Genomic DNA, 25,512 nt, shown 5'->3' with positions numbered 1-25,512 from the left:
CGGAAATGGGGTTTTCAGTTTGAGGAGAGCGGTCAGAGCGCGCCGTTCTTCGGCGGTGTCACTCCGTTCAGATGGTAATTGCCGACGACGTGGTACTTCCAACGCACTGGATCGTGCAGCGTATGGGTGCGTGCATTGCGCCAGTGCCGGTCGAGATTGAGTTCGGCCTTGACCGCGGATGTTCCGGCGAGCTCGAACAGCGTGTTGGTTGCTTCGATCGCAATCTCTGTCGTGAGCACCTTGGCGGCGGCAACCGCAAGCGTCGCCTCGACGACGGTCGCCTCGGTCGTCTCGATCTGCGCTGCATCGACCTTGCGACCGGCGCGTTCGAGGAGTGCCGTAGCAGCTTCCAGACGGATGGCGATCTGCCCGACCTTCGATATCGTCAGCGGATCATCGGCGGCGCGCTCCACGCCGCTGTCCATCCAGGGGCGTGACTTGGTGCGCACGAATTCCAGCGTCTCGGCAAAAGCTGCGCGCGCAATGCCGAGATCGATGCCGGCATGGACGATCTGGCCGACCGAGCCGATCGTCGTCGGCCGCTCGAAGCCTTTGTGATGCAAGACGACGGAATCGGCATGCACATAGACATTGTTGAAGATTGTCGTGCCGCTGCCCGTCGTGCGCTGGCCGAAGCCATCCCAGTCGTCGACGATCTCGACGCCCTCAGTGCCCTTCGGCACGAAGGCCATGATGAGACGGTCCTCTTCGTCAAGCGCGAAAACGGTGACCCAGTCGGCAAAGAGCACGCCGGTCGAATAATATTTCGTGCCATTGATGCGATAACCAGGCCCGTCCCTGACAATGCGGGTATTGTAGTGGCCGACCGTCTTCGTGCCGCGCTCCGAGAGTGCATTGCCGAAGCGGTCGCCGGCGAGCGCCCGGCCGAAGAAATACCGCTTCTGCTCCTCGCTGCCATCCGTGCGCAGCGCTTCCAGAATGTAGAAATGGTTCTGCGGGATCTGGCCGATCGAGCCATCGGCTGCTGCGAGGATCGCCGTTACTTCAGCCAGCACGGCATTCGAGACATCGAGCCCGCCATATTGTGCGGGGACGGCGATCGCCAGCAGGCCGGACTGGGCCAGTTCATCGAGTTCGGCAAAGGGCAACCGGCGTTCTGCGTCGCGCCCGGCGGCCGTAGCAGCAAACTGGACGGCCAGCCTACGCGCCGTTTCAAGCGCTTCCTCGTCGCTGGCAATGCGGGCGGCCACGGGCCGGATCTGATCTTGTTGCCTGAGCACGGTCGTCATCGATTTCTCCAGGTTCTGACGAGGCTATGGGTGAAAGAAATCGAAGCGAGAGGTAAGATTATAAATTCTATAGATGTGATAGAAAATGGAAAGCGCTTGCTTATCCGGCGGCTGGCCCGGCGTCTAACGTGCATCTTCGTCGATCTCACCTGGAAGTGACCGGTTTGGTGGTGGAACTGTCGCCGAAAATTGACATGGTCGATCTCCTATTGCTGCTCTCCAGCTCCTACGTAACCCTGGACCGATACGTCATTCCCGTATCCGCATTCTGCAGAGGGCAGGCGACCGCTTCGCCCGATCCATGAGGAAAAACATGACCCGTTCCCGGCAGTTGCGCCTTGGCGCCTTTATGCGTCCCGTCAGCCTGCACGCCGGCGCATGGCGCTATCCCGGGTCCTATCCGGATGCCAATTTCAACTTCGCCCATCTCAAGTCTTTCGCGCAGAAGCTCGAGGCCGCGAAGTTCGACGCCTTCTTCATGGCCGATCACCTGGCTGTGCTCAACATGCCGGTGGAGGCGCTGAAGCGCAGCCATACCGTGACCTCCTTCGAGCCGTTCACGCTGCTTTCGGCGCTGGCCGCCGTCACCGAGAGGATCGGGCTCGCTGCGACGGCATCGACGACCTTCGATGAGCCCTACCACATCGCCCGTCGTTTCGCCTCGCTCGATCACATCAGCAATGGCCGCGCCGCCTGGAACATCGTGACCACCTCCAACCCCGATGCAGCTCTCAATTTCGGTCTGGACGAGCACGTGGAACACGGTGAGCGCTACAAGCGCGCGCGTGAATTCTATGATGTCGTCACCGGCCTCTGGGACAGCTTCGCCGACGATGCCTTCATCCGCGATCGCGACAGCGGCATTTATTTCGATCCCGACAAAATGCATGTGCTCGACCACAAGGGCGAGGAGTTGAGCGTGCGCGGGCCGTTGAACATTGCCCGACCGGTCCAGGGCTGGCCCGTCATCGTGCAGGCCGGCCAATCGGACCCGGGTCGCCAGCTTGCGGCCGAAACCGCCGAAGTGGTCTTCTGTTCGCCACGCGATCTCGACGGCGGCAAGGCACTTTACGCCGATATCAAGGGCCGGATGCAGGCCATCGGCCGCAATCGCGACCATCTCAAAATGCTGCCCGCCGCCTTCGTCGTCATCGGCGACAGCATCGAGGAAGCGCGCGCCAAGCGTCTCGCCCTCGATAGCCTCGTTCACTACGATAGCGCCATCGCATCGCTTTCGATCGCCCTCGGCCATGATGCCTCCGGCTTTGACCCGGATGCGCCACTGCCTGATGATATTCCCGATACCAATGCCAGCAAGACCGGCCGCGCCCAGGTCATCAAGCTGGCGCAGGAGGAAAACCTGACCGTACGCCAGCTTGCCCAGCGTTATGGCGGCTATTCTGGCCTTGCCTTCGTCGGCACGCCTGAGAGCATTGCCGACGAGATGGAACGCTGGCTGGATGAGGAAGGTTCGGATGGCTTCAACGTCGTCTTCCCTTACCTGCCGCAGGGTCTCGACGACGTCACGACACGCCTGGTTCCGGAATTGCAGCGCCGGGGCCTGTTCCGCAGGGACTATGAGGGCACGACGCTGCGAGAACATCTTGGCTTGCCGCGGCCGGAAAACCGCTTCTTCGCCTGAAGAAAACCGCCAGGGCCGGGCAACGATCAGGCAGAGCGACTTTCGAAGAGGGGCTGCGCGCGGAGATGCGGAGGCGACTGCCTGACCGGAGGCTATTTCCTGATAACACCGACCCTTGCCAGCACTTCGCCGGGAATGGCGTAGCGCTGGATAATATCCTTGTTGTTGCGAAGCCCACAGATCTCGCGCTGGATGAAGAGCGCCCAGACCGCATCGGAGGCGTTGTTGACCAGGGTCTCGCGCTGCTCGGTGCCATGGCGATCGGCATTCCAGGCCTTTAGCGCAGCGAGCGCCGATTCGACCTTCAGGCCATTGCGCCCGAGCGAACTCGCCCGCTCCGACATGAGTTCATATTCGAGTACATTCACCCCGCCTTCGGCCGAAATGGACTGCCTGAAGGATTGCGGCGGGCGAACGCTCATTGGACTTTCCCTCGCTGGTTACGGCGCCGGCCTGCCCGTGACCTGGAAATAGGCCCAGGCGGCGGCAAACACGAGAATCACCACGGCGATGATCACCAGCTTGCGGAGCATGGGATTGGGTGCTTTCGGCGGGGGCTTCGGCTTGCGAAACTTGATGACGTTGTCGCTCATTGTCTTGCTGTTCGGTTCATTCTTCCCACAGCAGTAACGCATATCGACGGGCTTTGGCACCCGTGTCCTGTCCAAATATGCGCTTTTATGTGAGAGCTGCCGGTGGACACCGGCAGCTCAAGGTCAAGTCGGGTCAGCGAGCCGCCCAGTTGGCGCCGCGGCGGAAGATCGTCTTCATCTGCGGCACATCGAATTCCTTGGCGACATGGCCGAGGGACGAATAAAAGACTCGACCCTTGCCGTATTTGCGCTTCCAGACGACCGGCATGGTTACGCCATCGATCCAGTAGGCATGTTCGCCGGTGAAGGTGGTTGTTGCCAGCACCTCGTTCGAGGGGTCGACATGCATGTAATACTGCTCGGAATTATAGGGGAAATCGGTAATCCCCTCCATCAGCGGGTCATCCGGTCGCGTGACGTTGATGGTGTAGTTGATGATGTTGCCCGGATGGGCAACCCACTGGCCACCGATGATGAACTGGTACTCGGTCGATTCGCGGAAGCTGTCGCCGGCGCCGCCGTGATAGCCGGCAATGCCAACGCCGCTTTCGATGGCGGCAGCGAGGTTCTTCACCTCTTCCTTCTCGATCTTCGACATTGTGATGACGGGTACGATAAGGCTCAGGTCGTGAATCGACGGATCGGCGAACGCCTCCGTGCTGTGCTCCACATAGACCTTGAAGCCGTCTTCCTCGAGCATGTCCTTGATGATTGCGGCGCATTGTTCCGGTTCGTGGCCTGCCCAGCCGCCCCAGACGATCAGTGCTTCACGCATCCTGTATTCCTCCTGAATGTTACTTGCCGAGCAGTCCGTCGACGAGGGATTGAGAAAGCGGAGCGGGGCGCTCCGCTGTCGTGGTGAGTGTCACCGTGCTGCCGGTGTCGGACGCCGTCTGGAAGGCTTCCATCACTTCGAGCACATGCAGCGCCAGATCGCCGTTCGCGCGGTGCGGCCGGTTCGATCGGATGGCATGGGCGAGATCGGCGACGCCGAGAGAGCGATAGTTGCCGTCGGCATAAGGCAGGGTCACCGGCTGGTCCTCGAACTGGCCGCCCTTCTTCAGATATTCGACCGCCCCGCCGAAATGGTTCGGGTCGGGCACGATCAACGTTCCTTCCGTACCATAGACTTCGAGAGGCACGTGCTTATGGCCGGCCACATCGAAGCTCATGCCGATCTGCACGACGGCGCCATTGGCGAAAGCCATGACACCGGCGACATGGGTTGGGATGTGAACTGGAATATGCTCGCCGTTGCGAGGTTGGCTGGTGACGATACGCTCATTGCGCGGTGTGACTGCAAAACTGGCGACCTTGGCGACCGGCCCCAGCAGGTTCACGAGGTCGGTGATGTAGTAGGGACCCATGTCGAGCATCGGGCCGCCGCCGACTTCATAGTAGAAGGCCGGGTTGGGATGCCAGCGCTCGTGGCCGGGGCACATGAAGGTCGCGGTGCCGCCGACCGGGATACCGATGACGCCGTCATCGATCAGGGTACGGGCCGTCTGATGGCCGCCGCCGAGAAAAGTGTCGGGAGCCGCGCCGATGCGCAGGCCCTTGGCCTTGGCGGCATCCGCCAATTTTTTCCCTTCTCCGAAATTAATCCCGAGTGGCTTTTCTGAATAGGTGTGCTTTCCGGCTTCCAGCGCTTGCAGGCCGACGGCGACATGGGCCTTCGGAATGGTCAGGTTGACGATGATCTCGACCTTCGGGTCGGCGAGAAGCTCGTCGACCGTCCTGGCCTGAAGATTGAATTCGGCCGCCTTTGCCTCGGCGAGTTCGCGATTGAGATCGCCCAGTCCCTTGATATCGAGGATCGGAAATGCCGATGTCATCGCCTTCAGATAGGCGCCCGAAATATTGCCGCATCCAATGATGCCGATACCGACTTTTTCCATCATGTCCTCCAACAATACGGTTTTGCGCGTCAGAGCGCTGGCCCGGTGGTACTCCAGGGCGATTCATAGAGTTCATAGAGCGCGACGGCCGCTGCACCCTGTGCCCAGAAATCGTCGGTCGAATCATCGAAAACGAGTTCGCTGACGCCTTGCAGGGATGGCGGGATGGCCAGTGCATAGGCATCCCGCAGGCTGTTGAGGAACGGCTCACCCAGCGCGAGCGAAGAGCCGACGAGAATGACGCGCGGCGGTGCAAACAGCGTGACGATATTGGCGATCGTCAGCCCGACCGCCTCGCCGGCCCGCGCGGCTGCACCGATCAGCCTGTCGTCGTCGGCCTGGATCATTGCCTGTACATGGGTCATGCCGCGGCCGAGACGCACCGCCTCGGCAAAACGTCCATCGGTCTGCTGGTCGCCGAGAATGGCGCTTTCTCCGGCCTGGCTGGAAAGGCGGACCACGCCCTGCTGGCCCATGCCGAGAACGAGGTCGCCAAGATTGTGGCTGAGGCCGCCGGCGCCGCGGAAAAGCTGGTTGTCATGAAGCACGCCCAGGCCGAGTGTCTGCTCCAGTGAGATCAGCACCATGTCTTCGAGGTCGCGGGCCTTGCCGAACCAGTGATGGCCAAGCGTGATTGCATGCGCGTCGCTTTCGATGATCGTCGGCGTCGATAGGCGGGTCGACATTTCCTTAGCAAAATCAACATTGACTTCGCGGAATATCGGGCTTGAGCGGATATAGCCCGTGCGGTGCTCGATGACGCCGGGAAGTGCCAGGCAGATGCTGTCTATATCATCGAGCGACAAGCCGATATCGACGACACAACGGCGAACGCCATCTTCGACGAGATCGGCAATGACGGCGATCGGCTGACGATCGATGCGGATCGGCAGTGTCAGCCTGGAGAGCACGTCCCCGCGGAAATTGGCGACGACGAAGATCATGCGGCTGGCGGCGATCTTGGCGCCGACCACACGGGCGGCATCAGGATTGAGCTCCAGCATCACGCGGGGTCTTCCGCGGACAGCCTCATTGCGGATATCGCCCTCATGACGCGGCAGGATCAGTCCATCGTCGAGCAGCGAAGCGGTGATCGCGGAAACCGTCGTGGTCGAGAGCTCCGTACGCTCGCTGATCTGGATACGAGAAATCGGACCGTGACGCCGGATCGTGTCGAGCACGTTCAAGCGGTTGATCGCACGCATTAATTCGGGGTCTGCAGTCTTCATAAAAATTAGCCAGGCAATCGGTCTGCTGGGGCAAGCCGCCTAATGTTTTTAACGGGTTACGAAATAAATAGCAGGCAAATACGGAGCCCTGTCAAGCGAATTTGATGAAAAATACAGCGATTGGCTTGACATTGGGCAAAAGCTCCGTTGAATTATTCCGCATAGGGGAAAAATTGTGAGGATAGGTCCCCTGGGAGGAAAATCATGAATTTTATGTCCAAGAGCGCCGCTTTTGGCGGCGGGCGCATCGTGTCCATGGCTGCGGCAGCCGGCATGTTATTGGCCGGGGCAGGGGCTGCTTCGGCGGCGACGGTGGTCAAGTGGCTGCATCTCGAAACCGATCCGAAAAACGTCGCGGCCTGGGAAGATATCGTCAAGAAATACGAAGCCCAGCATCCCGACGTCGACATCCAGATGCAGTTCCTCGAAAACGAGGCGTTCAAGGCCAAGCTTCCGACATTGCTGCAGTCCGACGACGTACCGGATTTCTTTTTCAGCTGGGGCGGCGGCGTCCTGAAGCAGCAGTCGGAGACCGGCGCGTTACAGGATGTGACGCCGGCCCTCGATGCCGATGGCGGCAAATTGCGCAAGGCTTATACGCCCGCTTCCGTGGATGGTCTGACCTTCGACGGCAAGACCTGGGCGATCCCATATAAGGTAGGCCTTGTCAGCTTCTTCTACAACAAGGCGCTGTTTGCCAAGGCCGGTGTCAAGGCCGAAGACATCAAGACCTGGACCGATTTTCTCGAAGCGGTGAAAAAGATAAAGGCGGCCGGCATCGTGCCGATTGCGGGCGGTGGTGGCGAGAAGTGGCCGATCCACTTCTACTGGAGCTATCTCGTAATGCGCGAGGGCGGCCAGAAGGTCTTCGAAGCTGCCAAGAAGGGCGAGGGCGAAGGTTTCCTCGATCCCGCGATCATCAAGGCCGGCGACGATCTCGCCGAACTCGGCAAGCTCGAACCTTTCCAGCCCGGCTATCTCGGCGCGACCTGGCCGCAGACGCTCGGCGTCTTCGGTGACGGCAAGGCCGCGATGATCCTCGGCTTCGAAGCGACCGAGGCCAACCAGCGCAAGAATTCCGGCGACGGCAAGGGTCTGGCGCCCGACAATATCGGCCGTTTTGTCTTTCCGACGGTCGAAGGTGGTGCGGGCAAGCCGACGGATACGCTCGGTGGCCTGAACGGCTGGGCCTTAACCAAGAAGGCCTCCAAGGAAGCGATCGATTTCCTCGCTTTCCTGACGAATGCGGACAACGAGCGCACGATGGCAAAGGCCGGTATGCTCCTGCCTGTTGCGGCCGGCGCCGACGATGGCGTCGTCAACCCACTGCTTGCCGAATCGGCAAAACAGCTTGCTGGTGCCACCTGGCATCAGAATTTCTTCGACCAGGATCTCGGTGCGGCCGTCGGCCGTGTCGTTAACGACGTGTCGGTGGAAATCGTCTCCGGACAGATGAATTCCAAGGACGGCGCCCAGATGATCCAGGACGCTTTCGAACTGGAGCAATAGTCAGCGCCCGCAGAACCTTCCGGCGCTCCTGCCAAAGCGGAGCGCCGGCACCGCAGCCGAGATGCGAAAGCAGGACCCATGGCCAATGTATCAGTCCTATCAACACCGAGTGCCGTAAGGCTGGCAAGACGAACCGCAAATAGGAAGAGCTCGGTCGCCCACGACCGGCTGACGGTGCTGCTGCTCTTCCTGCCACCGGCGCTGCTCCTCTTCACGCTCTTCGTCATCATGCCGATGGGCGAGGCGGCCTGGTACAGCCTCTATAAGTGGAACGGCTACGGCACGCCGACCGAATTCATCGCGCTCCGCAATTTCCAGGTCCTGTTCCGCAACGCGGCTTTCACCCAGGCGCTGGTCAATAACGGCCTGATCATCGTCATCTCGATCTGCATCCAGGTGCCGCTCGCCATCTGGCTGGCGACGATGCTTGCCCACCGCATTCCCGGCGTTGTCGGCTTCCGTCTGATCTTCTTCCTGCCCTATGTGCTGGCGGATGTTGCAGCGGGCCTCATCTGGCGTTTCGTCTATGACGGCGATTACGGCCTGTTTGCAGCCGTTTCCAATTTCTTCGGTTTCGCCAACCCTTATGTGCTCGCCGACAAGGACGTAGCAATTTATGCGATACTCGGGGTCATCGTCTGGAAATATTTCGGTTTTCACATGATGCTGTTCATCGCCGGCCTGCAATCCGTCGACAAGAACGTGCTGGAGGCGGCCGAAATCGACGGCGCGACCGGCTGGCAGAAATTCCGTTACGTCACGCTGCCGCTGCTCGGCTCAACCTTGCGCCTTTCGATCTTCTTCGCCGTCGTCGGCTCGCTGCAGCTCTTCGACATGATCATGCCGCTGACGGGCGGCGGGCCGTCCAATTCCACGCAGACGATGGTCACCTTCCTCTACACCTATGGCGTCATGCGTATGCAGGTGGGCTTGGGCAGCGCCGTCGGCGTGGTGCTCTTCATCATCTGCGTCACGCTCGCCTTCGGCTACAAAAGGATCTTCATGCGTCATGACTGATATAAGCTCTTCCATCCGTATGAGCGTGTCCACGCGCATCTATCTGTACGTGTCGCTGAGCCTGATTGCCGCGATCGTGCTCGTGCCGCTGGTGACGACCGCGCTCGGCGGCTTCAAGACGCTGGGCGACCTGCGCACCAATCCTTTCGGCCTGCCAACGGAATGGCAATTGGCGAATTATACCGACATTCTCTTCGGCGAGCGCTACTGGCTGCAGATCGGCAATTCACTTGTCATCGCAGCGCTCACGGTGCTCCTGACGCTGATCGTTTCGTCCATGGCGGCTTTTGCCTTTGCCCATGTCCGGTTCTTCGGCTCGTCCTTCCTGCTCAACTATTTTCTGCTCGGTCTGATGTTTCCGGCGGCGACCGCGATCCTGCCGCTCTTCATCCGCATCCGCGATCTTGGGCTTTTGAACACCTATTGGGGCGTGGTGCTGCCGCAGGTGGCCTTCGGTCTCGGCATGAGCATCCTCTTGTTTCGCAACTATTTCCGCAATCTTCCGGAAGAATTGTTCCAGGCGGCGTTCGTCGATGGTTGCGGTTATCTGCGCTTCTTCTGGCATATATCGCTGCCGCTTTCCCGACCGATCGTCGCCACCGTCAGCATCATCTCCTTCGTCGGCAGCTGGAACAGTTATATCCTGCCGCTGATCATGCTGAACTCGGAGTCCAAATATCCCTGGCCGCTCGGCATCATGGTCTATCGCGGCGAATACGGGACGGAATGGCAGCTGGTGCTGGCCTTCATCACGCTCACCATCCTGCCCACCATCATCGTCTTTTTCATCGCCCAAAGGCACATCATCGCCGGATTGACCGCCGGCGCCGTGAAGTCCTGAGCCCGAGCCATTGGAGGTGCAATCATGGCATCCGTTTCACTGAACGATATCCGCAAGGCCTATGGTGCCGTCGACGTCATTCACGGCATTTCGCTCGATATCGAGGATGGGGAATTCGTCGCCCTCGTCGGGCCGTCCGGCTGCGGAAAATCGACCCTTCTGCGGATGATCGCCGGCCTCGAGGAGATCACCGACGGCGAGATCGCGATTGGCGGCTCTGTCGTCAACAGCATGACGCCGCGCGAGCGCAACATCGCCATGGTCTTCCAGTCCTACGCGCTCTATCCGCATATGACTGTCGCGGAAAACATGGGCTTCAATCTGAAGCTCGCCGGTGTCGCAAAAGCGCAGATCGAGGCGCGCGTGGCAGAGGCCGCTCGAATGCTGGATCTCGCCCAGCTTCTCGACCGCAAGCCGGCCCAGCTTTCCGGCGGCCAGCGCCAGCGTGTCGCCATGGGCCGCGCCATCGTGCGAAATCCTGCCGTCTTCCTGTTCGACGAGCCGCTGTCCAACCTCGATGCCAAGCTGCGAGTGCAGATGCGCTCGGAAATAAAGACGTTGCACCAGAAGGTCAGGACCACCTCGATCTATGTCACGCATGACCAGATCGAGGCGATGACGCTTGCCGACCGCATCGTCGTGCTCAATCATGGCAGGGTGGAGCAACAGGGTACGCCGCTCGAACTCTACAGGAAACCAGCCAATCTCTTCGTCGCAGCGTTCATCGGATCGCCGGCGATGAATATGCTCGACGGCACGGTGGACGGCGAAGACGGTAAGCCGGCCGCGCGTCTTTCGGATGGCACTGCGATCCGCATTGCTGCCGACCGCAAAGTCCGCCCCGGACAGGCGGTGACTATCGGCCTGCGCCCCGAGCATCTGACGCCGGGCAACAGAGATGGAAATGCGCTTGCCGGGCAGACCCTGCTTGTCGAGCCGACCGGTGCCCAGACACATGTCGTTTTTGATCTGGCCGGTCAGCCGGTCACGGCGGTGGTGGATGGGGACTATGCCGCCCGCTACGGCGCCCGTTTCGAGGCCAATATTGCCAGCGAGCAGGTCCATATTTTCGATCGGGGTACGGGTCTGGCGCTCTAAGTTTAAGAGATAGCGGGCGGGCTTCTTTGGCCTGTAGCATCGATCTCAAATGAAATCCGCCGCCAATCCCGTGATTGGCGGCGGATTTATTTTGTCAGCGCTTATTCTGCAGGCTGTGCGATCGGTACCAGGAGATCGCTGTCGTCGCGCAAATTTCCGTTCATTGCGGCGGCAAAGCGGGTCTGGTCGAGTTCGTTTTCCCAGCGGGCAACGACGATCGTGGCAACCGCATTGCCGACGAGGTTGGTCAGCGCGCGGCATTCCGACATGAAGCGGTCGATGCCGAGGATGAGCGCCATCCCGGCGATCGGAACCGAGGGGACGACCGAGAGTGTTGCGGCAAGCGTGATGAAGCCGGCGCCGGTAATGCCGGCGGCACCCTTGGAACTCAGCATGGCCACGAGCAGCAGCAGGATTTGATCGCCGAAGCTCAGATGCGTATCCGTCGCCTGGGCGATGAAGAGGGCTGCCAATGTCATGTAGATGTTGGTGCCGTCGAGATTGAAGGAATAGCCGGTCGGAATGACGAGGCCGACGACCGAGCGCTTGCACCCGGCGCGTTCCATCTTGTTCATCAGGCCGGGCAGGGCGGCTTCGGACGACGAGGTGCCGAGCACCAGCAGCAGCTCTTCCTTGATATAGCGGAGCAGCGCCAGGATGGAAAAGCCGTTGTAGCGGGCGACTGCACCGAGCACGACCAAAACGAAGAGCAGCGACGTCAGGTAGAAGGTGCCGATCAGGAAGGCGAGGTTGGCGATCGCGCCAATGCCGTATTTGCCGATCGTAAACGCCATGGCACCGAAGGCGCCGATCGGCGCGAACTTCATCAGGATTGCGACGAGACGGAAGACCGGGGCTGTCAGAACCTGGAAGAAATCCAGCACCGGCTTGCCGCGTTCGCCGACGGAGCCAAGCGCAATGCCGAAGACGATGGAGAAGAACAGCACCTGCAGGATATCACCCTTGGCGAAAGCGCCGACGATCGTGTCCGGGATGATGTTCATCAGGAAGCCGACGACCGTCGCGTCATGGGCCTGGGCGGCGTAGTTGTTGACGGCTTTCGTATCGAGCGTTGCCGGGTCGATATGCATGCCGGCGCCAGGCTGCAGGACATTCGAGACAACGAGGCCGACGACGAGCGCCAGCGTCGAGAAGACGAGGAAGTAGCCAAGCGCCTTGCCGACGACGCGGCCGAACTTCTTGAGGTCGGCCATGCCGGCAATGCCGGTCGTGACCGTCAGGAAGATGACCGGCGCGATCACCATGCGCACGAGCTTGATGAATGCATCTCCGAGCGGCTGCAGCGAAGCGCCAAGAGAAGGGTAGAAGTGGCCGAGCAGAATGCCGGCGGCGATGGCCGCCAGAACCTGCACGTAGAGGTGCCGATAAAAGGGAGTCTTGCCGCGCTCCGCGGCGGCGTTCATTGCAATATCCATGGTGTCCTCCACTGTGCCGGGCGCCAAGGCGGCGGCGGGCAAGTCATGATGGTCAAACAGCCTCCCGACTGATGAGGGCATGATCTGCAATGCGCATGCCAGTTTCTGGCTCGAATTAACCTATTGATATCATTGTTCATCATTTTCGTCGCTCTTGAGCAAGTGCGGATTTTCGCACAAAGTGATTTGCCCGCAGTGCGAATACATGCACAATACCGCCATGCACCAGAGCACCGCATCTGATCGTTTCCTGACGCCCGAACAGCTTGGCCGGCGCTCCCGTTCCGTCTGGCTGATCTTTGCAGCACTTGCCGCCATCCTGATTGGCGCGGCGCTTTACGGCGCCGGCATTTATGGTCGCCTGCAGGCGATCGCGGCGCTGGAGGATCAGGGGCAGACGGACGCCAATCTCAAGGTGGCGCTGCTGCGCGCCGTGCTCGAGGGGCCGCGAGCCTTGCCGCTGCTTCTCGCCGATGACCAGCAGGTGCGGGACGCTCTGGCCTCAGGGCAGGGCGAGGCCGTCATGGGGCTTGATCGCAAGCTGCAGAGCCTTGTGGCCGGCACCCGCGCCTCGGTACTTTATGTCACCGGCAAGAATGGCATCGCGATCGCTTCCAGCAACTGGCAGGAGCCTCTGAGCTTCGTCGGCAACGACTATTCCTTCCGCGATTATTTCCGGCGCGCGATGGAAATGGGCACGGCTGAGCATTTCGCGCTTGGCAATGTCAGCAACCGGCCCGGCCTTTATATTTCCCGGCGGGTCGGGGACGCTGCTGATCCGCTTGGTGTCGTCGTGGTCAAAATGGAATTCGACCAGCTGGAATCCGACTGGCGCGATGCAGCCCGACCGGCCTATGTCACCGATGAGCATGGCGTCGTGCTGATCACTAGCCTCCCGTCCTGGCGCTTCATGACGGCCGCGCCCCTGCCGCAGGAAAATCTCACGGCGATCAGAAACAGCCTGCAATTCGGCGAGGCGCCGCTGCTGCCATTGCCGATCGATGAGCGTCAGGCACTTCGGCCAGGAGCTGCGATCGTGCATGCTATCATGCCGGGTGGCGGTGAGGGTGAGTTCCTGCGATTGCGCACCGAGGTGCCATCGACATCGTGGCAACTCGAATATCTCGTGCCGACCGAAGCACCGATCGCCGCTTCCGTGCGCGAGTGGCGCTTGCTGACACTGGCCGGGCTCCTTCCCGTGCTGGCTATCATGACCTTCCTGTTGCGCCGTCGCCAAATCGCGAGCATGCGCATTGCAACCGAACGCGCAGCACGCGAGTTGCTGGAGCGCAGGGTGCTGGAGCGCACGGAGGATCTGAGCCGCGCCCGTGACAGGCTGCAGGAAGAGATAACGGATCATCGCGCCACCGAAGCAAGGCTGCAGGTGGTGCAGCAGGAACTTGTCCAGGCAAACCGTCTGGCGATCCTTGGTCAAGTGGCCGCAGGCGTGGCGCATGAGATCAACCAGCCCGTGGCGACCATCCGCGCCTATGCCGACAATGCCCGCACCTTCCTTAAACGCCACCAGCCGGAATCGGCCGACGACAATCTCGACGCCATCGCAGGTCTGACGGAGCGGATCGGCATGATCACGGAGGAGCTGAAGGCCTTTGCCCGCAAGGGCCGCACGGCCGCCGAGCCGGTGGAACTGCGCGCCGTCATTGAAGGGGCGGTCGTGCTGCTGCGAAGCCGCTTTGCCGGTCGGCTGGATGCCTTGAATATCAAGCTGCCATCAGCGGGCCTGAAGGTGAGCGGAAACCGCGTTCGCCTGGAACAGGTGCTGATCAATCTGTTCCAGAATGCGCTCGAAGCGCTTGAGGGCAGGGAGGAAGCAAAGGTGGACATCTTCTGTGAGGCGGCTGAGGGCGAGGTGGCTGTGATTGTCGCCGACAATGGCCCCGGCATTTCGCAGGACATTCTCGGCTCGCTCTTTTCGCCCTTCAATACTTCGAAGGAAAAAGGCCTCGGCCTTGGGCTCGTCATCTCCAAGGACATTATTTCCGATTATGGCGGCCGCATCGAGGTCGAGAGCAATGAGTGTGGCACGCGCTTTACCGTCCATCTCCAGAAAGCACAGGCATGAGCGACATGATCCCGGTCTTCCTTATCGACGACGACAAGGATCTCCTGAAGGCGACGAAACAGACGCTGGAACTTGCCGGCTTTTCCGTTTCGACCTTTCTCGCCGCCGCAGAGGCGTTGAAGGTGCTGACATCGGAATTTTCCGGAGTTGTGGTCTCGGATATCCGCATGCCGCATGTCGATGGGCTGCAGCTCTTCGATCGCATCCGCCGGCTGGACGAAGACCTGCCGGTGATCCTGATCACCGGGCATGGCGATATCCCGATGGCCGTCAAGGCGATCCAGGACGGAGCCTATGACTTCATCACCAAGCCCTTCGCAGCCGACCGGCTGGTGCAGAGCGTACATCGCGCAGCGGAAAAACGCCGTCTTGTGCTCGACAACCGCTCGCTACGCGAGGCTGCGGAACAGGCGCAGGGCGATCTGCCGCTGATCGGTCAGACGCCGGCCATGGAGCGCCTGCGGCGGACACTTCGGCAGATCGCCGATACCGATGTCGACGTGCTGGTGACCGGCGAGACCGGCAGCGGCAAGGAAGTTGTGGCAAGCCTGCTGCACCGCTGGAGCCGTCGCGCCAAGGGAAATTTCGTCGCCCTGAACTGCGGCGCCTTGCCGGAAACGGTGATCGAGAGCGAACTCTTCGGCCATGAGGCCGGCGCCTTTACCGGCGCGCAGAAGAGGCGTGTCGGCCGCATCGAGCATTCGAGCGGCGGAACGCTGTTTCTCGACGAGATCGAAAGCATGCCGGCCTCCGCACAGGTGCAGATGCTGCGCGTCCTGGAAATGCGTGAAGTCATGCCGCTCGGCACCAACGAAGTGCGGCCCGTCGACCTGCGTGTCGTGGCCGCCGCCAAGATCGATCTCGCCGATCCGCGCGAGCGTGGCGATTTTCGCGAGGATCTTTACTATCGCCTCAATGTGGTGACGATCAGTATCCCGCCGCTCCGCGACCGACGAGATGACATCCCGCTTCTTTTCGCCCATTTCACAGAACGCGCTGCCAACCGCTTTAAGCGCCCCGTTCGCTCGGCTTCACCTGAACTTTACCGCCACTTGAAAAGCCATGACTGGCCGGGCAACGTACGCGAGCTCTCGCATTTCGCCGAGCGCTTCGTGCTTGGCCTCGAAATCATGTCGGAGGAATCGAAGCAGAACGGGACGGAGGACAAAGAGGCCTCCCTTCCTCTGCCGGCGAGGATCGACCGCTACGAGGCCGATATCATCCGCGAGACGCTGACCCGCAACGAAGGCGACGTGCGCCGGACCATCGAAACACTCGGGATCCCGCGCAAAACCTTTTATGACAAGCTGCAGCGTCACGGCATCGAGCGGGCCGCTTTCAGCCCTTCGAAGGCGGATAGTTGAGATGACCGGTTCGAGCAACCGCGGCACCAGGGCATCGTCAATTTCCATGCCGGTTATTTCAAAACGCTCAGCGATGCCGGCGACAGGATCGGTATCGAATACCGCAGGAGGGGAAGCCGTGAGACGATCGCTCTCCCGGTCGACTGGATTGTCAATTGCACTGGCCTGGAACGTACAGGGCTGGCGCATTCACCGCTTCTGCAGGAAATGCGCCGGCAAGCTTTGTCGTTGCGGATCCGCTCGGGCTCGGAATTTCGGAAAATCCGGAGCCTTAATCGCGTGGGTTGAGTTGCCGGCCTGTTTTCGATCAGGCATTGCTTCACTCGCGGAGGTCTCTTGGAGGCACATCTCGAATACGGACGGCGAGAAATCCTCGCTCCAACGAATCAGATAACCCTTAATCGGCACCAGCACATGTTCGCGTCGTTGGCGTGAAGGTGCGCGGCGCTCTCTTCAAAACCGCGCGCGAATGATACTCCCGGCGCTGCCGCAAAGCTATAGAGACTGTCAATTTTCGAGGATCAATTCGGTGGGTTGCGTGCACTTTTTTGTGTAGCGATGCCGGAATGCCAGCCATGTCTTATTTCCGCCCTTGAGGATCTTGATCTTTCAGAACATTGGCGCACCATCTTACTTAGCGAAGGCGAAAATCGCTGAGGCAGACCTTTATAGGAGGGCCTATGCTGAACAACTCCCTATTTGATGCGTTCACCCGTAACTACGAGTCTCGCCGCGAGACGGATATGTCTGTCGCGGATTATCTTGCTTTGTGCAAGGAGGATCCGATGGCCTATGCCAATGCCACCGAGCGGCTGCTGGCGGCAATCGGCGAGCCTGAGATCGTCGACACAGCCAAGGATTCGCGGCGCGGTCGGGTGTTCATGAACAGAACCATTCGAACCTACCCGGCCTTTTCAGGGTTTTTCGGTATGGAAGAGACGATCGAACGCATCGTTTCCTTTTTCCGGCATGCGGCCCAAGGCCTCGAAGAGCGTAAGCAGATCCTCTACCTGCTCGGCCCGGTCGGCGGTGGTAAGTCCTCGCTCGCGGAACGCTTGAAGCAGCTGATGGAGGTCAATCCGATCTATGTCCTGAAAGCCGGCGACGACTTGAGCCCGGTCTTCGAAAGCCCCCTCAATCTCTTCGATCCCCTGACCATGGGGCCGTTGTTGCTTGAGCAATACGGCATTCCGACCCGCCGCCTCAGCGGCCTCATGAGCCCATGGTGCCTCAAGCGCCTTGATGAATTCGACGGCGATATCTCTCGCTTCCGCGTGGTGCGAATCCAGCCATCGAGACTGCGCCAGATCGCGATTTCCAAGACCGAACCGGGTGACGAGAACAACCAGGATGTCTCATCACTGGTCGGCAAGGTCGATATTCGCAAGCTTGAGCACTATTCGCAGAACGATCCCGATGCCTACAGCTATTCCGGTGGGCTCAACCGCGCCAACCAGGGCGTGCTGGAATTCGTCGAGATGTTCAAGGCGCCGATCAAGATGCTGCATCCGCTGCTGACGGCGACTCAGGAAGGCAACTATATGGGCACCGAGAATATCGGTGCGATTCCCTTCATGGGCATCATCCTTGCCCATTCGAACGAAGCGGAATGGCAGAGCTTCAAGGCCAACAGGAACAATGAAGCCTTTATCGACCGTATCTGCGTCATCAAGGTTCCCTATTGCCTCAGGGTCACGGAGGAACAGAAGATCTATGAAAAGCTGATCGAAGGATCGGAACTTGCGGATGCGGCCTGTGCGCCGGCAACCCTGGAAATGCTGGCTCGCTTCTCCGTCCTGTCACGGCTTCGCAAGCATGAGAATTCCAATCTCTTCTCCAAGATGCGCGCCTATGACGGCGAAAGTCTGAAGGAAACCGATCCGCGCGCCAGGAGCGTGCAGGAATATCGCGATGCCGCTGGCGTCGATGAAGGCATGGACGGAATATCGACACGTTTCGCGTTCAAGGTTCTTGCGTCGACCTTCAACCACGACGCGACGGATATCGGAGCCGATCCCGTTCATCTGATGTATGACCTGGAACAGGCCATCCGCCGCGAGCAGTTTTCCGAGGAGACGGAAAAACGCTACATGGAGTTTATCAAGGCAGAGTTGGCGCCGCGTTATGCGGAATTCATTGGCAACGAGATCCAGAAGGCCTATCTGGAATCCTATTCCGACTACGGTCAAAACCTGTTCGACCGTTATGTGGATTATGCCGATGCCTGGATCGAGGACGTCGATTTCAAGGACCCGGATACCGGTCAGATGCTCGACCGCGAACTTCTGAACCAGGAACTGACGAAGATCGAAAAGCCTGCGGGCATCGCCAATCCCAAGGATTTCCGCAACGAGATCGTCAAGTTTTCGCTCAGGTCGCGTGCTGCCAATGGCGGCAAGAATCCTTCCTGGACGAGTTACGAAAAGATCCGGGAAGTGATCGAAAAGCGGATGTTCTCGCAGGTCGAGGATCTGCTGCCGGTCATCTCATTCGGATCGAAGAAGGATAGTGAGACCGAAAAGAAACACAGCGAATTCGTCTCGCGCATGGTGGCGCGGGGCTACACGGAACGGCAGGTTCGCCGGCTGGTGGAATGGTACATGCGCGTCAAGCAGGCGAGTTAGGTAGGCTGTCCGAGCGAGTACCCATGTAGGAGCAAACATGCACATCATAGACCGGCGGCTCAATCCGCGCGGTAAAAGTTTGGAAAATCGACAAAGGTTTCTACGGCGTGCCAAGGACGCCGTGGAGCAGGCGGTAAAACAATCTTTGCAGAACCGCTCCATCCGCGATGTGCTTGATGGCGGCGAAGTCACTCTTCCGATCGGCGGCATGGCCGAACCGGGCTTCCACCGGGGCGGAGGCGGAATTCAGGACCGCATCCTTCCAGGCAATCAGGAATTCGTCGAGGGCGATTTTATCAAGCGGCCACCGGCATCGGGCCGTGGCCGGTCGAAGGAGGCAGGAGAAGGCGATGGCGAGGATGGCTTCCGTTTCGTGCTCACCCGGAAGGAATTTCTCAATATCTTCCTCGAAGATCTGGAATTGCCCGACCTCGCCAAACGCAGGCTGAGCGAGACCGAGGAGGTGACGCCGCAACGGGCCGGCTTCTCCGTTTCCGGCTCCCCCTCCAACATCGCCGTTGGACGCACGACCCGCCTTGCCATGATGCGGCGTCTTGCGCTTCACCGCCCGAAAGCGGAGGAAATCGAAGCGCTTCAGGAGCAGATCGACGAATGCGACAGCGAGGAAGAGCGTCTGGTTCTTGAGGAGAAGCTGAGGACGCTGACGACCAAGAGCAAGCGCATTCCCTATATCGATCCTCTCGACGTGCGCTACCGGCGCTTCGAAAACACGCCGAAACCTGTCGTCAAGGCGGTGATGTTCTGCCTCATGGACGTTTCCGGCTCCATGAGCGAACATATGAAGGATCTCGCCAAGCGCTTTTACCTGCTGCTCTATCTCTTCCTGTCGCAACGCTATGAAAAGGTCGAGATCGTCTTCATCCGCCATACGGAGAAGGCGGAGGAAGTCGACGAGGAGACCTTCTTCTACAGCCCGGCGACAGGCGGAACCCTGGTCTCCAGCGCGCTGGCCGCCATGCGTTCGATCGTTGCTGCGCGCTTCGATCCGACGGAGTGGAACATCTATGCGGCCCAGGCTTCGGATGGCGACAATTCCTATTCCGACGGCACTTTGACCGGCCAGCTGCTGCAGCAGGAAATCCTGCCGGTCTGCCAGTATTTCGCCTATATCGAGGTTGGAGAGGAAGGCGGGGACTCCTCGATCTCCCGGTCACCGCTCTGGACGCTTTATGATGAGATCCGCTCCGAGGGACTTCCCCTTGCCATGCGCAAGGTCTGCCGCAGGAACGAGATATTTCCAGTCTTCCACGATCTGTTTCAGAAGAAGACCGCCAAAGCGGGGGCAACGCCATGAAAGCCAGCACAGGGCATAAGGGAAAGCTGTTGTTTGAAGGCGCTGATTGGGATTTCCCGGCCTTGCAGCGCATTCATGACGCCTGTGAGGACATCGCGCTTGGAGAACTGGGACTGGATGTCTATCCGAACCAGATCGAGGTCATCACGTCGGAACAGATGCTCGATGCCTATTCTTCGACCGGCATGCCGCTCTTCTATCGCCACTGGTCCTTCGGCAAGCACTTTGCCCACCACGAAGCATTCTACCGCCGCGGGATGCGCGACCTCGCCTATGAGATCGTCATCAACAGCTCGCCCTGCATCTCCTACCTGATGGAGGAGAATACAGCGACTATGCAGACGCTGGTCATTGCGCATGCCGCCTTCGGCCACAACCACTTCTTCAAGAACAACTACCTTTTCAAGCTGTGGACCGATGCAGAGGGCATCCTCGATTATCTCGACTTCGCCAAGGGTTATATTTCCCGCTGCGAGGAACGCTATGGAGAGGTAGCCGTCGAGCGAACGCTGGATGCTGCCCATGCGCTGATGTCGCACGGCGTACACCGCTATGCCGGCAAGACGCAGGTGGACCTGAGGCAGGAGGAAAAACGGCAGCAGGAACGCCGCGCCCATGAAGAGAAGATCTTCAACGATCTCTGGCGGACGGTGCCTGTCGGTCAGAAGCGCAACAAGTCGGACCGCGATCTGGAGCACAGACGAGCCGCACTCGGTTTACCGCAGGACAATATCCTCTACTTCCTCGAAAAATCGGCGCCCCGGCTCCATTCCTGGCAGCGCGAGATCTTGCGCATCGTCCGCCACGTCGCCCAATATTTTCATCCCCAGCGCCAGACCAAGGTGATGAACGAGGGAACCGCCACCTACGTCCACTACAACATCATGAAGCGTCTGCATGAGCGCGGACAGATCAGCGACGGCAGCTATTTCGAGTTTCTGAAATCGCACACGAACGTCGTTTTCCAGCCCATGTTCGACGACCGTCGCTTTTCCGGCTTCAATCCCTATGCGCTGGGTTTTGCGATGATGCAGGATATCGAACGCATCGTGAAGGAGCCCACAGACGAGGATCGCGAGTGGTTTCCTGATATCGCCGGACGAGGCGATGCCATGGCTGTCCTGCGCGATATCTGGGCCAATTACCGCGACGAGAGTTTCGTCAGCCAGTTCCTCAGCCCACGCCTCATGCGGCAGTGGCGCATGTTCCAGCTCCACGACGATCCGGAGATTGAGGAGGGTATTCTGGTTTCGGCAATCCATGACGAGCGCGGTTATCGGCGCATCCGCCGGCAACTCTCACGCGACTACGACATAGGCCATACCGATCCGGCGATCGAGATCGTCGATGTCGATCTCGCCGGCGACCGCAGACTGCTGCTGCAGCACCGGGCCACCAATGACGAGTTCCTGGAAGAGGACGACCTGAAGCTCGTTCTGCAGCACCTTGCCGATCTCTGGAGCTATGACGTTCTTCTGGAAGAGCTCGACAGCAAGGACAGTATCGTGCGGAAGCACGTCGCCCATCCACGTAGCTTTTCGCGACAAAGCGAATTCGCCTGAGTGGGCGGGAACCTGCCTGCATTCAAGAGACGTGATTCTTCAAACGTGATTGGACAGGCAGCGCAGTTGGGGTCAACCTTCTGATGGGGGCGTGCAGTCTATTTTTCCGAATAGGAGGCCGCTATGGAACAATACGCAGTCGATCAGCTCAAAGCTATAGCCAGGGTCAGCCGCACCACTCCACAACTGTCTCGCGCCGAGCGCTTGGACCGGTGGGCGGAGCTCCTGGAAAGCGATCCCGCGCGTTCGCTCGTTACCCTTCGAGAAACCGAATATCTGCCCCGTGACCAGCGGGTGATGATGAGGATCGCCGGGTCGCCCATATCCGTAGCCTATGCCGATCCGGTTCTGCGTGCCGCAGGTCTCGAGGGCGATACCTATGGGGACGCCCAGAGCTTTTTCGATCTTAACGATCGGCAGCTGCACGGGCTCGTCTGCTCCTGCCATTTTGGAGCACAGGTCGATGCAGGTGTCGTCGCCCGCCATCTGAGGGCAGCCTCCATGCCAGGTGCGAAGGGTATCCTGGCACGCATGCGGCTGCTTTTCACGCGATAGGCTGCGGCCACACAATTTTGGCGACTAGAGACCGGGCAGCAGAACCGGGCCGGTGAAGTGCGGCACGTCGTAGCCGCGCTTCACCTGCGGCCGGGCGGCAAGCTGCAGATACCAACGGCAGACATTCGGGAAGTCGCTGAGATCGATCTTGTGGCGCATAAAACGCGAAACCCAGGGCCAGACGGCCATATCGGCGATGGAATAGTCGCACCGAATTCCTCGAGCGCGATCGAGACCTTCAGGCCGTTGGGTGTGATCCAGGTATAGAAATCGATCATGGGACGGTCAGTCGAACATCACTTCATCGACCGGCAGTTTTGCCATGCCGAAACGGCCGGTGAGGTCGGTGGCTCCTCCGACAAGGCGCTCGATGTCGCGACAAAGCCCCGGCATGGCAATCGTCGGCTCCCCCGATACCGTGCTGCGCACGCTGGAGGCCTATCAGAAGGCCGGTGTCGAAACGTTCATTCTTTCCGGCATGCCGCTGCTTGAGGAAGCCTATCGTTTCGGCGAAAAGGTTTTGCCGCGTCTCGACGTCAGCAGGGAAGTGTCGAAGGCGCGCAACTACACCTGGTCGACGCTCTTCGATCGCGACCTCTCGACCGTCAAGAGCGCCTGACAACACGGCAAGAAAGCAAGTTCAGTGGCAGCAAGCGAATTTCATCAAGCTGAACAGGAGGCAAGAGTCGCCGGGCTCGCAGCCCGCATTCTGAGGGCGATCGAAGCCGTGCTCGGCATGGCAGCTGCGTCTGTGCTTGCCGTGTTGCTCGTCATGGTACTGGTCACGGTCTGCATGCGCTACTTCTTTGCGGCAGGCTTCATTGGTGCGGAAGATCTCGGCATCTGGCTGCATGTGCTCCTGATCGCGCTCGGTGCGCCACTTAGCCTCAACAGTGCTCTCGCCATGCGTCTCGATGTCTTCGTCAACATGCTGCCGGAGCAGCTGCGTCCGGCAACGCAGATCGCAGCCGATGTTTTTACCGTGTTGTCCGGCTTGATCCTGAGCTTCGGCGGCAGCGAGATCATGACCATGCTTGGCGGCATGTCCCCAACGCTCGGCGTGCCGGAATGGATCCGCTTCGGTTTCCTCGGCGCCGGCGGCGCGCTGATCCTCATCGTCCTTCTGCTGCAGCGCATCGCTGAAGGGGAGGCGTTGCCGGTCCTGGTCTCCTTCGCGACAGGGATGGCACTCTATGCCGGTATTCCGCTGCTCACCATCGAGCTTGACTGGCCGCCCAGTATCTTTCTTGGCCTGATGGCGGCAATCGGCCTGGTCCTCGCCGCCCCGCTGCCGCACGCCTTCCTGGCCGCCGCCTATATCGCTATCGCCTTCGGCAGCAGCCTGCCAGAACCGGCGATCGTCTCTTCGACCGTCACGGGCATCTCGAAATTCCTGCTGCTCGCCATACCCTTCTTCCTGCTCGCCGGCGGATTGTTGACGGCATCGGGCGTCGCGAACCAGCTTGTTCGCTTCGCTGCTGCCATGGTCGGCCATCGTCGCGCCGGACTTGCCCAAACGACGCTATTGACCAGTGTGCTCTTTTCCGGTGCCTCCGGCTCTTCGGTTGCCAATGCCGCCTTCGGCGCCTCGACCTTCCAGCCGGAACTCGTCCGCCACGGTTATCCGCCGGCAAAGGCTGCGGCGATCATCGCGGCAACCTCGGTGCTCGACAACGTCATCCCGCCGTCGATCGCCTTCCTGATTCTGGCGACCGCCACCAATCTTTCGGTAGGCTCCCTGTTGGTCGGCGGCTTCTTTGCCGGCGGGCTCATGGCCATCTGCCTTGCCGTTGCCATTCATCTGACTGTCCGCGATCAGGCACCGTTGCCGCGCGCCACGGCAGCGCAGCGCTGGCAGTCGGCCATCCAGGCGATCCCGGCCTTCGGTCTCGGTGTCATCGTCGTGGTCGGCATCCGCATCGGCATCGTCACGACGACGGAGGCTGCGGCACTTGCCGCCTTTTACACCTTCCTGCTCGGCATCGACGCGCGGCTTGGCGTCCTCTCGCTCTACGCCGCCTTCCGGCAGGCGGCTATCGAGGCTGCGGCGATCGGCCTGCTAATCGGCACGGCCGGCCCCTTTGCCTTCCTGCTCGCCGTCGATGATGTCTCAGGCCTGATCTCCAACCTGATGATGGCGCTTGGCGGAAGTGCTCTCGCCGTGATCCTGCTCTCCAACATCATTCTGCTCGTCGTCGGGCTGGTTCTCGATATCGGCGCTGCGATCCTGCTGTTCGGGCCGATCCTGCTGCCAGCCGCCGTCGCCGCCGGCATCGATCCCATCCATTTCGGCGTCATCATCGTGGTCAACCTGATGATTCACGGCCTGACACCACCTCTCGGCATGCTGATCTTCGTCGTCAGCGGCGTGACCCGTATTCCAGCCTCCGCCCTCTTCAGGGCGGTCGTTCCCTATCTGCTTGCCCTTCTCGTCTCGCTCGCAATCCTTTGCGCCTGGGCGATCCTCTTCTAACCGACAGGACCTCATTCATGGACAATCTCAACCGACGCAATTTCCTGAAGACCGCCGCGATTGCCGGCACTGCCCTTGCCGCACCGGCCTTCGTTCGCACGGCGTCCGCCCGTACGACGACGATCACCATCGCCTCGCTCCTCGGCGACGACAAGCCGGAGACCAAGATCTGGGTGAAGATCAGCGAGCTGGTCGAAGCCAAGCTGCCCGGCCAGTTCAAATTCAACATCGTCAAGAACGGCGCGCTCGGCGGCGAAAAGGAAGTGGCAGAGGGCGTTCGGCTTGGCTCCATCCACGCCAGCCTTTCGACGGTCTCATCGCTCTCCGGCTGGGCGCCGGAACTGCAGATCCTCGATCTTCCCTTCCTGTTCCGCGATGCCGATCATGTGCGCCGTACCGTCAGCAGCGATATCGGCGCCGATCTGAGGGATAAGCTGCAGGCGCAGAATTTCGTCGTCGGCGATTTCATCAATTATGGCGCCCGTCATCTCCTGACCAAGGAGCCGGTGACGCGCCCGGAACAGCTCAAAGGCAAGCGCATCCGCGTTATTCAGAGCCCGCTGCACACCAAGCTCTGGAGCGCCTTGGGCACGACGCCGATCGGCATCCCGATCACCGAAACCTATAATTCGCTGGCAACCGGTGTTGCCGATGCCATGGATCTCACCAAGTCCGCCTATGCCGGCTTCAAGCTCTACGAGGTCGTACCCTACATGACCGAGACCGGCCACATCTGGGCGTCAGGCATCATCTATTATTCCTCGACCTTCTGGGGCGGCCTCAACGATGAGCAGAAGACCGTCTTCCAGCAGGCGTCCAGCGAAGGTGCAGCCTATTTCAACCAGCTGATCGTCGATGACGAGGCGGCATCCGTCGAAGTCTCGCTGAAGAACGGCGGCAAGCTGTTGAAGCCGGAAGCCTTCGAGGAATGGCAGAAGGGTGCCAAGAGCGTTTGGGACGATTTCGCTCCCATCGTCGGCGGGCTGGACCGCATCAAGGCCGTCCAGTCGGCCTGAAGAAACT

20 protein-coding genes and 2 pseudogenes are annotated in these 25,512 nt (G+C 60.2%); 14 read left to right on the top strand and 8 right to left on the bottom strand.

Annotated features, from left to right (window positions below):
• Positions 1-32 precede the first annotated feature (32 nt).
• Entirely contained in the window at positions 33-1,250 is a 1,218-nt protein-coding gene (locus FHT82_RS17390) for an SfnB family sulfur acquisition oxidoreductase (protein WP_183733342.1), read from the bottom strand.
• A 313-nt stretch (positions 1,251-1,563) separates the two neighbouring features.
• On the opposite strand from FHT82_RS17390, the gene FHT82_RS17385 reads away from it, so the two are divergent.
• On the top strand, positions 1,564-2,892 hold the full coding sequence (locus FHT82_RS17385) for an LLM class flavin-dependent oxidoreductase (protein WP_183733339.1): 1,329 nt from the start codon (positions 1,564-1,566) through the stop codon (positions 2,890-2,892).
• Between the two features lie 92 nt (positions 2,893-2,984).
• Here FHT82_RS17385 and FHT82_RS17380 read toward each other — a convergent pair whose 3' ends face one another.
• The 5 genes from FHT82_RS17380 to FHT82_RS17360 all read right to left on the bottom strand — a co-directional run bounded on the left by FHT82_RS17380 (position 2,985) and on the right by FHT82_RS17360 (position 6,612).
• Positions 2,985-3,314 carry a DUF6665 family protein gene (locus FHT82_RS17380; protein ID WP_183733335.1) on the bottom strand — a complete coding sequence of 110 codons (330 nt, stop codon included), beginning with the start codon at positions 3,312-3,314 and terminating at the stop codon, positions 2,985-2,987.
• A gap of 18 nt (positions 3,315-3,332) precedes the next feature.
• Positions 3,333-3,485, bottom strand: coding sequence for a hypothetical protein (locus tag FHT82_RS17375; RefSeq protein WP_183733333.1), 153 nt, complete (start codon positions 3,483-3,485; stop codon positions 3,333-3,335).
• A gap of 133 nt (positions 3,486-3,618) precedes the next feature.
• A complete protein-coding gene (locus FHT82_RS17370; protein ID WP_183733330.1) occupies positions 3,619-4,260 on the bottom strand; it encodes a ThuA domain-containing protein in 642 nt (213 codons plus the stop codon).
• Between the two features lie 19 nt (positions 4,261-4,279).
• The gene (locus tag FHT82_RS17365) at positions 4,280-5,383 is read right to left on the bottom strand and encodes a Gfo/Idh/MocA family oxidoreductase (RefSeq protein ID WP_183734185.1); all 1,104 of its coding nucleotides are present in this window, start codon (positions 5,381-5,383) and stop codon (positions 4,280-4,282) included.
• A gap of 29 nt (positions 5,384-5,412) precedes the next feature.
• Positions 5,413-6,612 carry an ROK family transcriptional regulator gene (locus FHT82_RS17360; protein ID WP_183733325.1) on the bottom strand — a complete coding sequence of 400 codons (1,200 nt, stop codon included), beginning with the start codon at positions 6,610-6,612 and terminating at the stop codon, positions 5,413-5,415.
• A gap of 204 nt (positions 6,613-6,816) precedes the next feature.
• On the opposite strand from FHT82_RS17360, the gene FHT82_RS17355 reads away from it, so the two are divergent.
• From FHT82_RS17355 to ugpC, 4 genes are all read left to right on the top strand, one after another.
• A complete protein-coding gene (locus FHT82_RS17355) occupies positions 6,817-8,121 on the top strand; it encodes an extracellular solute-binding protein (RefSeq protein WP_183733322.1) in 1,305 nt (434 codons plus the stop codon).
• A 78-nt stretch (positions 8,122-8,199) separates the two neighbouring features.
• Positions 8,200-9,138 (top strand): sugar ABC transporter permease, encoded by a 939-nt coding sequence (locus FHT82_RS17350; protein WP_183733319.1) that lies wholly within the window; start codon positions 8,200-8,202, stop codon positions 9,136-9,138.
• Positions 9,131-9,979 carry a carbohydrate ABC transporter permease gene (locus FHT82_RS17345; protein ID WP_183733316.1) on the top strand — a complete coding sequence of 283 codons (849 nt, stop codon included), beginning with the start codon at positions 9,131-9,133 and terminating at the stop codon, positions 9,977-9,979. The genes FHT82_RS17350 and FHT82_RS17345 overlap by 8 nt, the downstream gene beginning before the upstream one ends.
• Before the next feature lie 24 nt (positions 9,980-10,003).
• On the top strand, positions 10,004-11,077 hold the full coding sequence (gene ugpC, locus FHT82_RS17340) for a sn-glycerol-3-phosphate ABC transporter ATP-binding protein UgpC (protein WP_183733313.1): 1,074 nt from the start codon (positions 10,004-10,006) through the stop codon (positions 11,075-11,077).
• A 101-nt stretch (positions 11,078-11,178) separates the two neighbouring features.
• Here ugpC and FHT82_RS17335 read toward each other — a convergent pair whose 3' ends face one another.
• A complete protein-coding gene (locus FHT82_RS17335; protein ID WP_183733310.1) occupies positions 11,179-12,513 on the bottom strand; it encodes a dicarboxylate/amino acid:cation symporter in 1,335 nt (444 codons plus the stop codon).
• A gap of 205 nt (positions 12,514-12,718) precedes the next feature.
• On the opposite strand from FHT82_RS17335, the gene FHT82_RS17330 reads away from it, so the two are divergent.
• The 6 genes from FHT82_RS17330 to FHT82_RS17305 all read left to right on the top strand — a co-directional run bounded on the left by FHT82_RS17330 (position 12,719) and on the right by FHT82_RS17305 (position 22,016).
• A complete protein-coding gene (locus FHT82_RS17330) occupies positions 12,719-14,596 on the top strand; it encodes a sensor histidine kinase (protein WP_183733307.1) in 1,878 nt (625 codons plus the stop codon).
• A complete protein-coding gene (locus FHT82_RS17325) occupies positions 14,593-15,960 on the top strand; it encodes a sigma-54 dependent transcriptional regulator (RefSeq protein WP_183733304.1) in 1,368 nt (455 codons plus the stop codon). Before FHT82_RS17330 ends, FHT82_RS17325 begins: the two co-directional genes overlap by 4 nt.
• A 680-nt stretch (positions 15,961-16,640) precedes the next feature.
• Entirely contained in the window at positions 16,641-18,584 is a 1,944-nt protein-coding gene (locus tag FHT82_RS17320; RefSeq protein ID WP_183733301.1) for a PrkA family serine protein kinase, read from the top strand.
• A gap of 37 nt (positions 18,585-18,621) precedes the next feature.
• Positions 18,622-19,899 (top strand): YeaH/YhbH family protein, encoded by a 1,278-nt coding sequence (locus FHT82_RS17315; protein WP_183733297.1) that lies wholly within the window; start codon positions 18,622-18,624, stop codon positions 19,897-19,899.
• Positions 19,896-21,461, top strand: a complete 1,566-nt coding sequence (locus FHT82_RS17310) for a SpoVR family protein (RefSeq protein ID WP_183733294.1) — start codon at positions 19,896-19,898, stop codon at positions 21,459-21,461. The genes FHT82_RS17315 and FHT82_RS17310 overlap by 4 nt, the downstream gene beginning before the upstream one ends.
• Positions 21,462-21,584: 123 nt before the next feature.
• On the top strand, positions 21,585-22,016 hold the full coding sequence (locus FHT82_RS17305; protein WP_183733291.1) for a hypothetical protein: 432 nt from the start codon (positions 21,585-21,587) through the stop codon (positions 22,014-22,016).
• Positions 22,017-22,040: 24 nt separating this feature from the next.
• On the opposite strand, the pseudogene FHT82_RS17300 reads toward FHT82_RS17305, so the two are convergent.
• Positions 22,041-22,223 (bottom strand): annotated as a pseudogene (locus FHT82_RS17300) (glutathione binding-like protein); the annotation flags it as partial.
• 178 nt (positions 22,224-22,401) lie between these two features.
• Between FHT82_RS17300 and FHT82_RS17295 the strand changes: the two are divergent.
• From FHT82_RS17295 to FHT82_RS17285, 3 genes and pseudogenes are all read left to right on the top strand, one after another.
• Positions 22,402-22,635 (top strand): annotated as a pseudogene (locus tag FHT82_RS17295) (alkanesulfonate monooxygenase); the annotation flags it as partial.
• Between the two features lie 24 nt (positions 22,636-22,659).
• Complete coding sequence (locus FHT82_RS17290; RefSeq protein ID WP_183733289.1) at positions 22,660-24,489, top strand: TRAP transporter large permease subunit; 1,830 nt, start codon at positions 22,660-22,662, stop codon at positions 24,487-24,489.
• A 17-nt stretch (positions 24,490-24,506) separates the two neighbouring features.
• Positions 24,507-25,505: a TRAP transporter substrate-binding protein gene (locus tag FHT82_RS17285; RefSeq protein ID WP_183733286.1), complete on the top strand. Its 999-nt coding sequence runs from the start codon at positions 24,507-24,509 to the stop codon at positions 25,503-25,505.
• Positions 25,506-25,512: the final 7 nt, after the last annotated feature.

Source organism: Rhizobium sp. BK275, assembly GCF_014193555.1.
Taxonomy (GTDB): domain Bacteria; phylum Pseudomonadota; class Alphaproteobacteria; order Rhizobiales; family Rhizobiaceae; genus Rhizobium.
This window is presented reverse-complemented; position numbering and strand designations above follow the sequence as displayed.

Coding starts and splice junctions, on each gene's coding strand:
- FHT82_RS17390 (WP_183733342.1), bottom strand. CDS start 1,250: ATGACGACCGTGCTCAGGCAACAAGATCAGATCCGGCCCGTGGCCGCC.
- FHT82_RS17385 (WP_183733339.1), top strand. CDS start 1,564: ATGACCCGTTCCCGGCAGTTGCGCCTTGGCGCCTTTATGCGTCCCGTC.
- FHT82_RS17380 (WP_183733335.1), bottom strand. CDS start 3,314: ATGAGCGTTCGCCCGCCGCAATCCTTCAGGCAGTCCATTTCGGCCGAA.
- FHT82_RS17375 (WP_183733333.1), bottom strand. CDS start 3,485: ATGAGCGACAACGTCATCAAGTTTCGCAAGCCGAAGCCCCCGCCGAAA.
- FHT82_RS17370 (WP_183733330.1), bottom strand. CDS start 4,260: ATGCGTGAAGCACTGATCGTCTGGGGCGGCTGGGCAGGCCACGAACCG.
- FHT82_RS17365 (WP_183734185.1), bottom strand. CDS start 5,383: ATGGAAAAAGTCGGTATCGGCATCATTGGATGCGGCAATATTTCGGGC.
- FHT82_RS17360 (WP_183733325.1), bottom strand. CDS start 6,612: ATGAAGACTGCAGACCCCGAATTAATGCGTGCGATCAACCGCTTGAAC.
- FHT82_RS17355 (WP_183733322.1), top strand. CDS start 6,817: ATGAATTTTATGTCCAAGAGCGCCGCTTTTGGCGGCGGGCGCATCGTG.
- FHT82_RS17350 (WP_183733319.1), top strand. CDS start 8,200: ATGGCCAATGTATCAGTCCTATCAACACCGAGTGCCGTAAGGCTGGCA.
- FHT82_RS17345 (WP_183733316.1), top strand. CDS start 9,131: ATGACTGATATAAGCTCTTCCATCCGTATGAGCGTGTCCACGCGCATC.
- ugpC (WP_183733313.1), top strand. CDS start 10,004: ATGGCATCCGTTTCACTGAACGATATCCGCAAGGCCTATGGTGCCGTC.
- FHT82_RS17335 (WP_183733310.1), bottom strand. CDS start 12,513: ATGGATATTGCAATGAACGCCGCCGCGGAGCGCGGCAAGACTCCCTTT.
- FHT82_RS17330 (WP_183733307.1), top strand. CDS start 12,719: ATGCACAATACCGCCATGCACCAGAGCACCGCATCTGATCGTTTCCTG.
- FHT82_RS17325 (WP_183733304.1), top strand. CDS start 14,593: ATGAGCGACATGATCCCGGTCTTCCTTATCGACGACGACAAGGATCTC.
- FHT82_RS17320 (WP_183733301.1), top strand. CDS start 16,641: ATGCTGAACAACTCCCTATTTGATGCGTTCACCCGTAACTACGAGTCT.
- FHT82_RS17315 (WP_183733297.1), top strand. CDS start 18,622: ATGCACATCATAGACCGGCGGCTCAATCCGCGCGGTAAAAGTTTGGAA.
- FHT82_RS17310 (WP_183733294.1), top strand. CDS start 19,896: ATGAAAGCCAGCACAGGGCATAAGGGAAAGCTGTTGTTTGAAGGCGCT.
- FHT82_RS17305 (WP_183733291.1), top strand. CDS start 21,585: ATGGAACAATACGCAGTCGATCAGCTCAAAGCTATAGCCAGGGTCAGC.
- FHT82_RS17285 (WP_183733286.1), top strand. CDS start 24,507: ATGGACAATCTCAACCGACGCAATTTCCTGAAGACCGCCGCGATTGCC.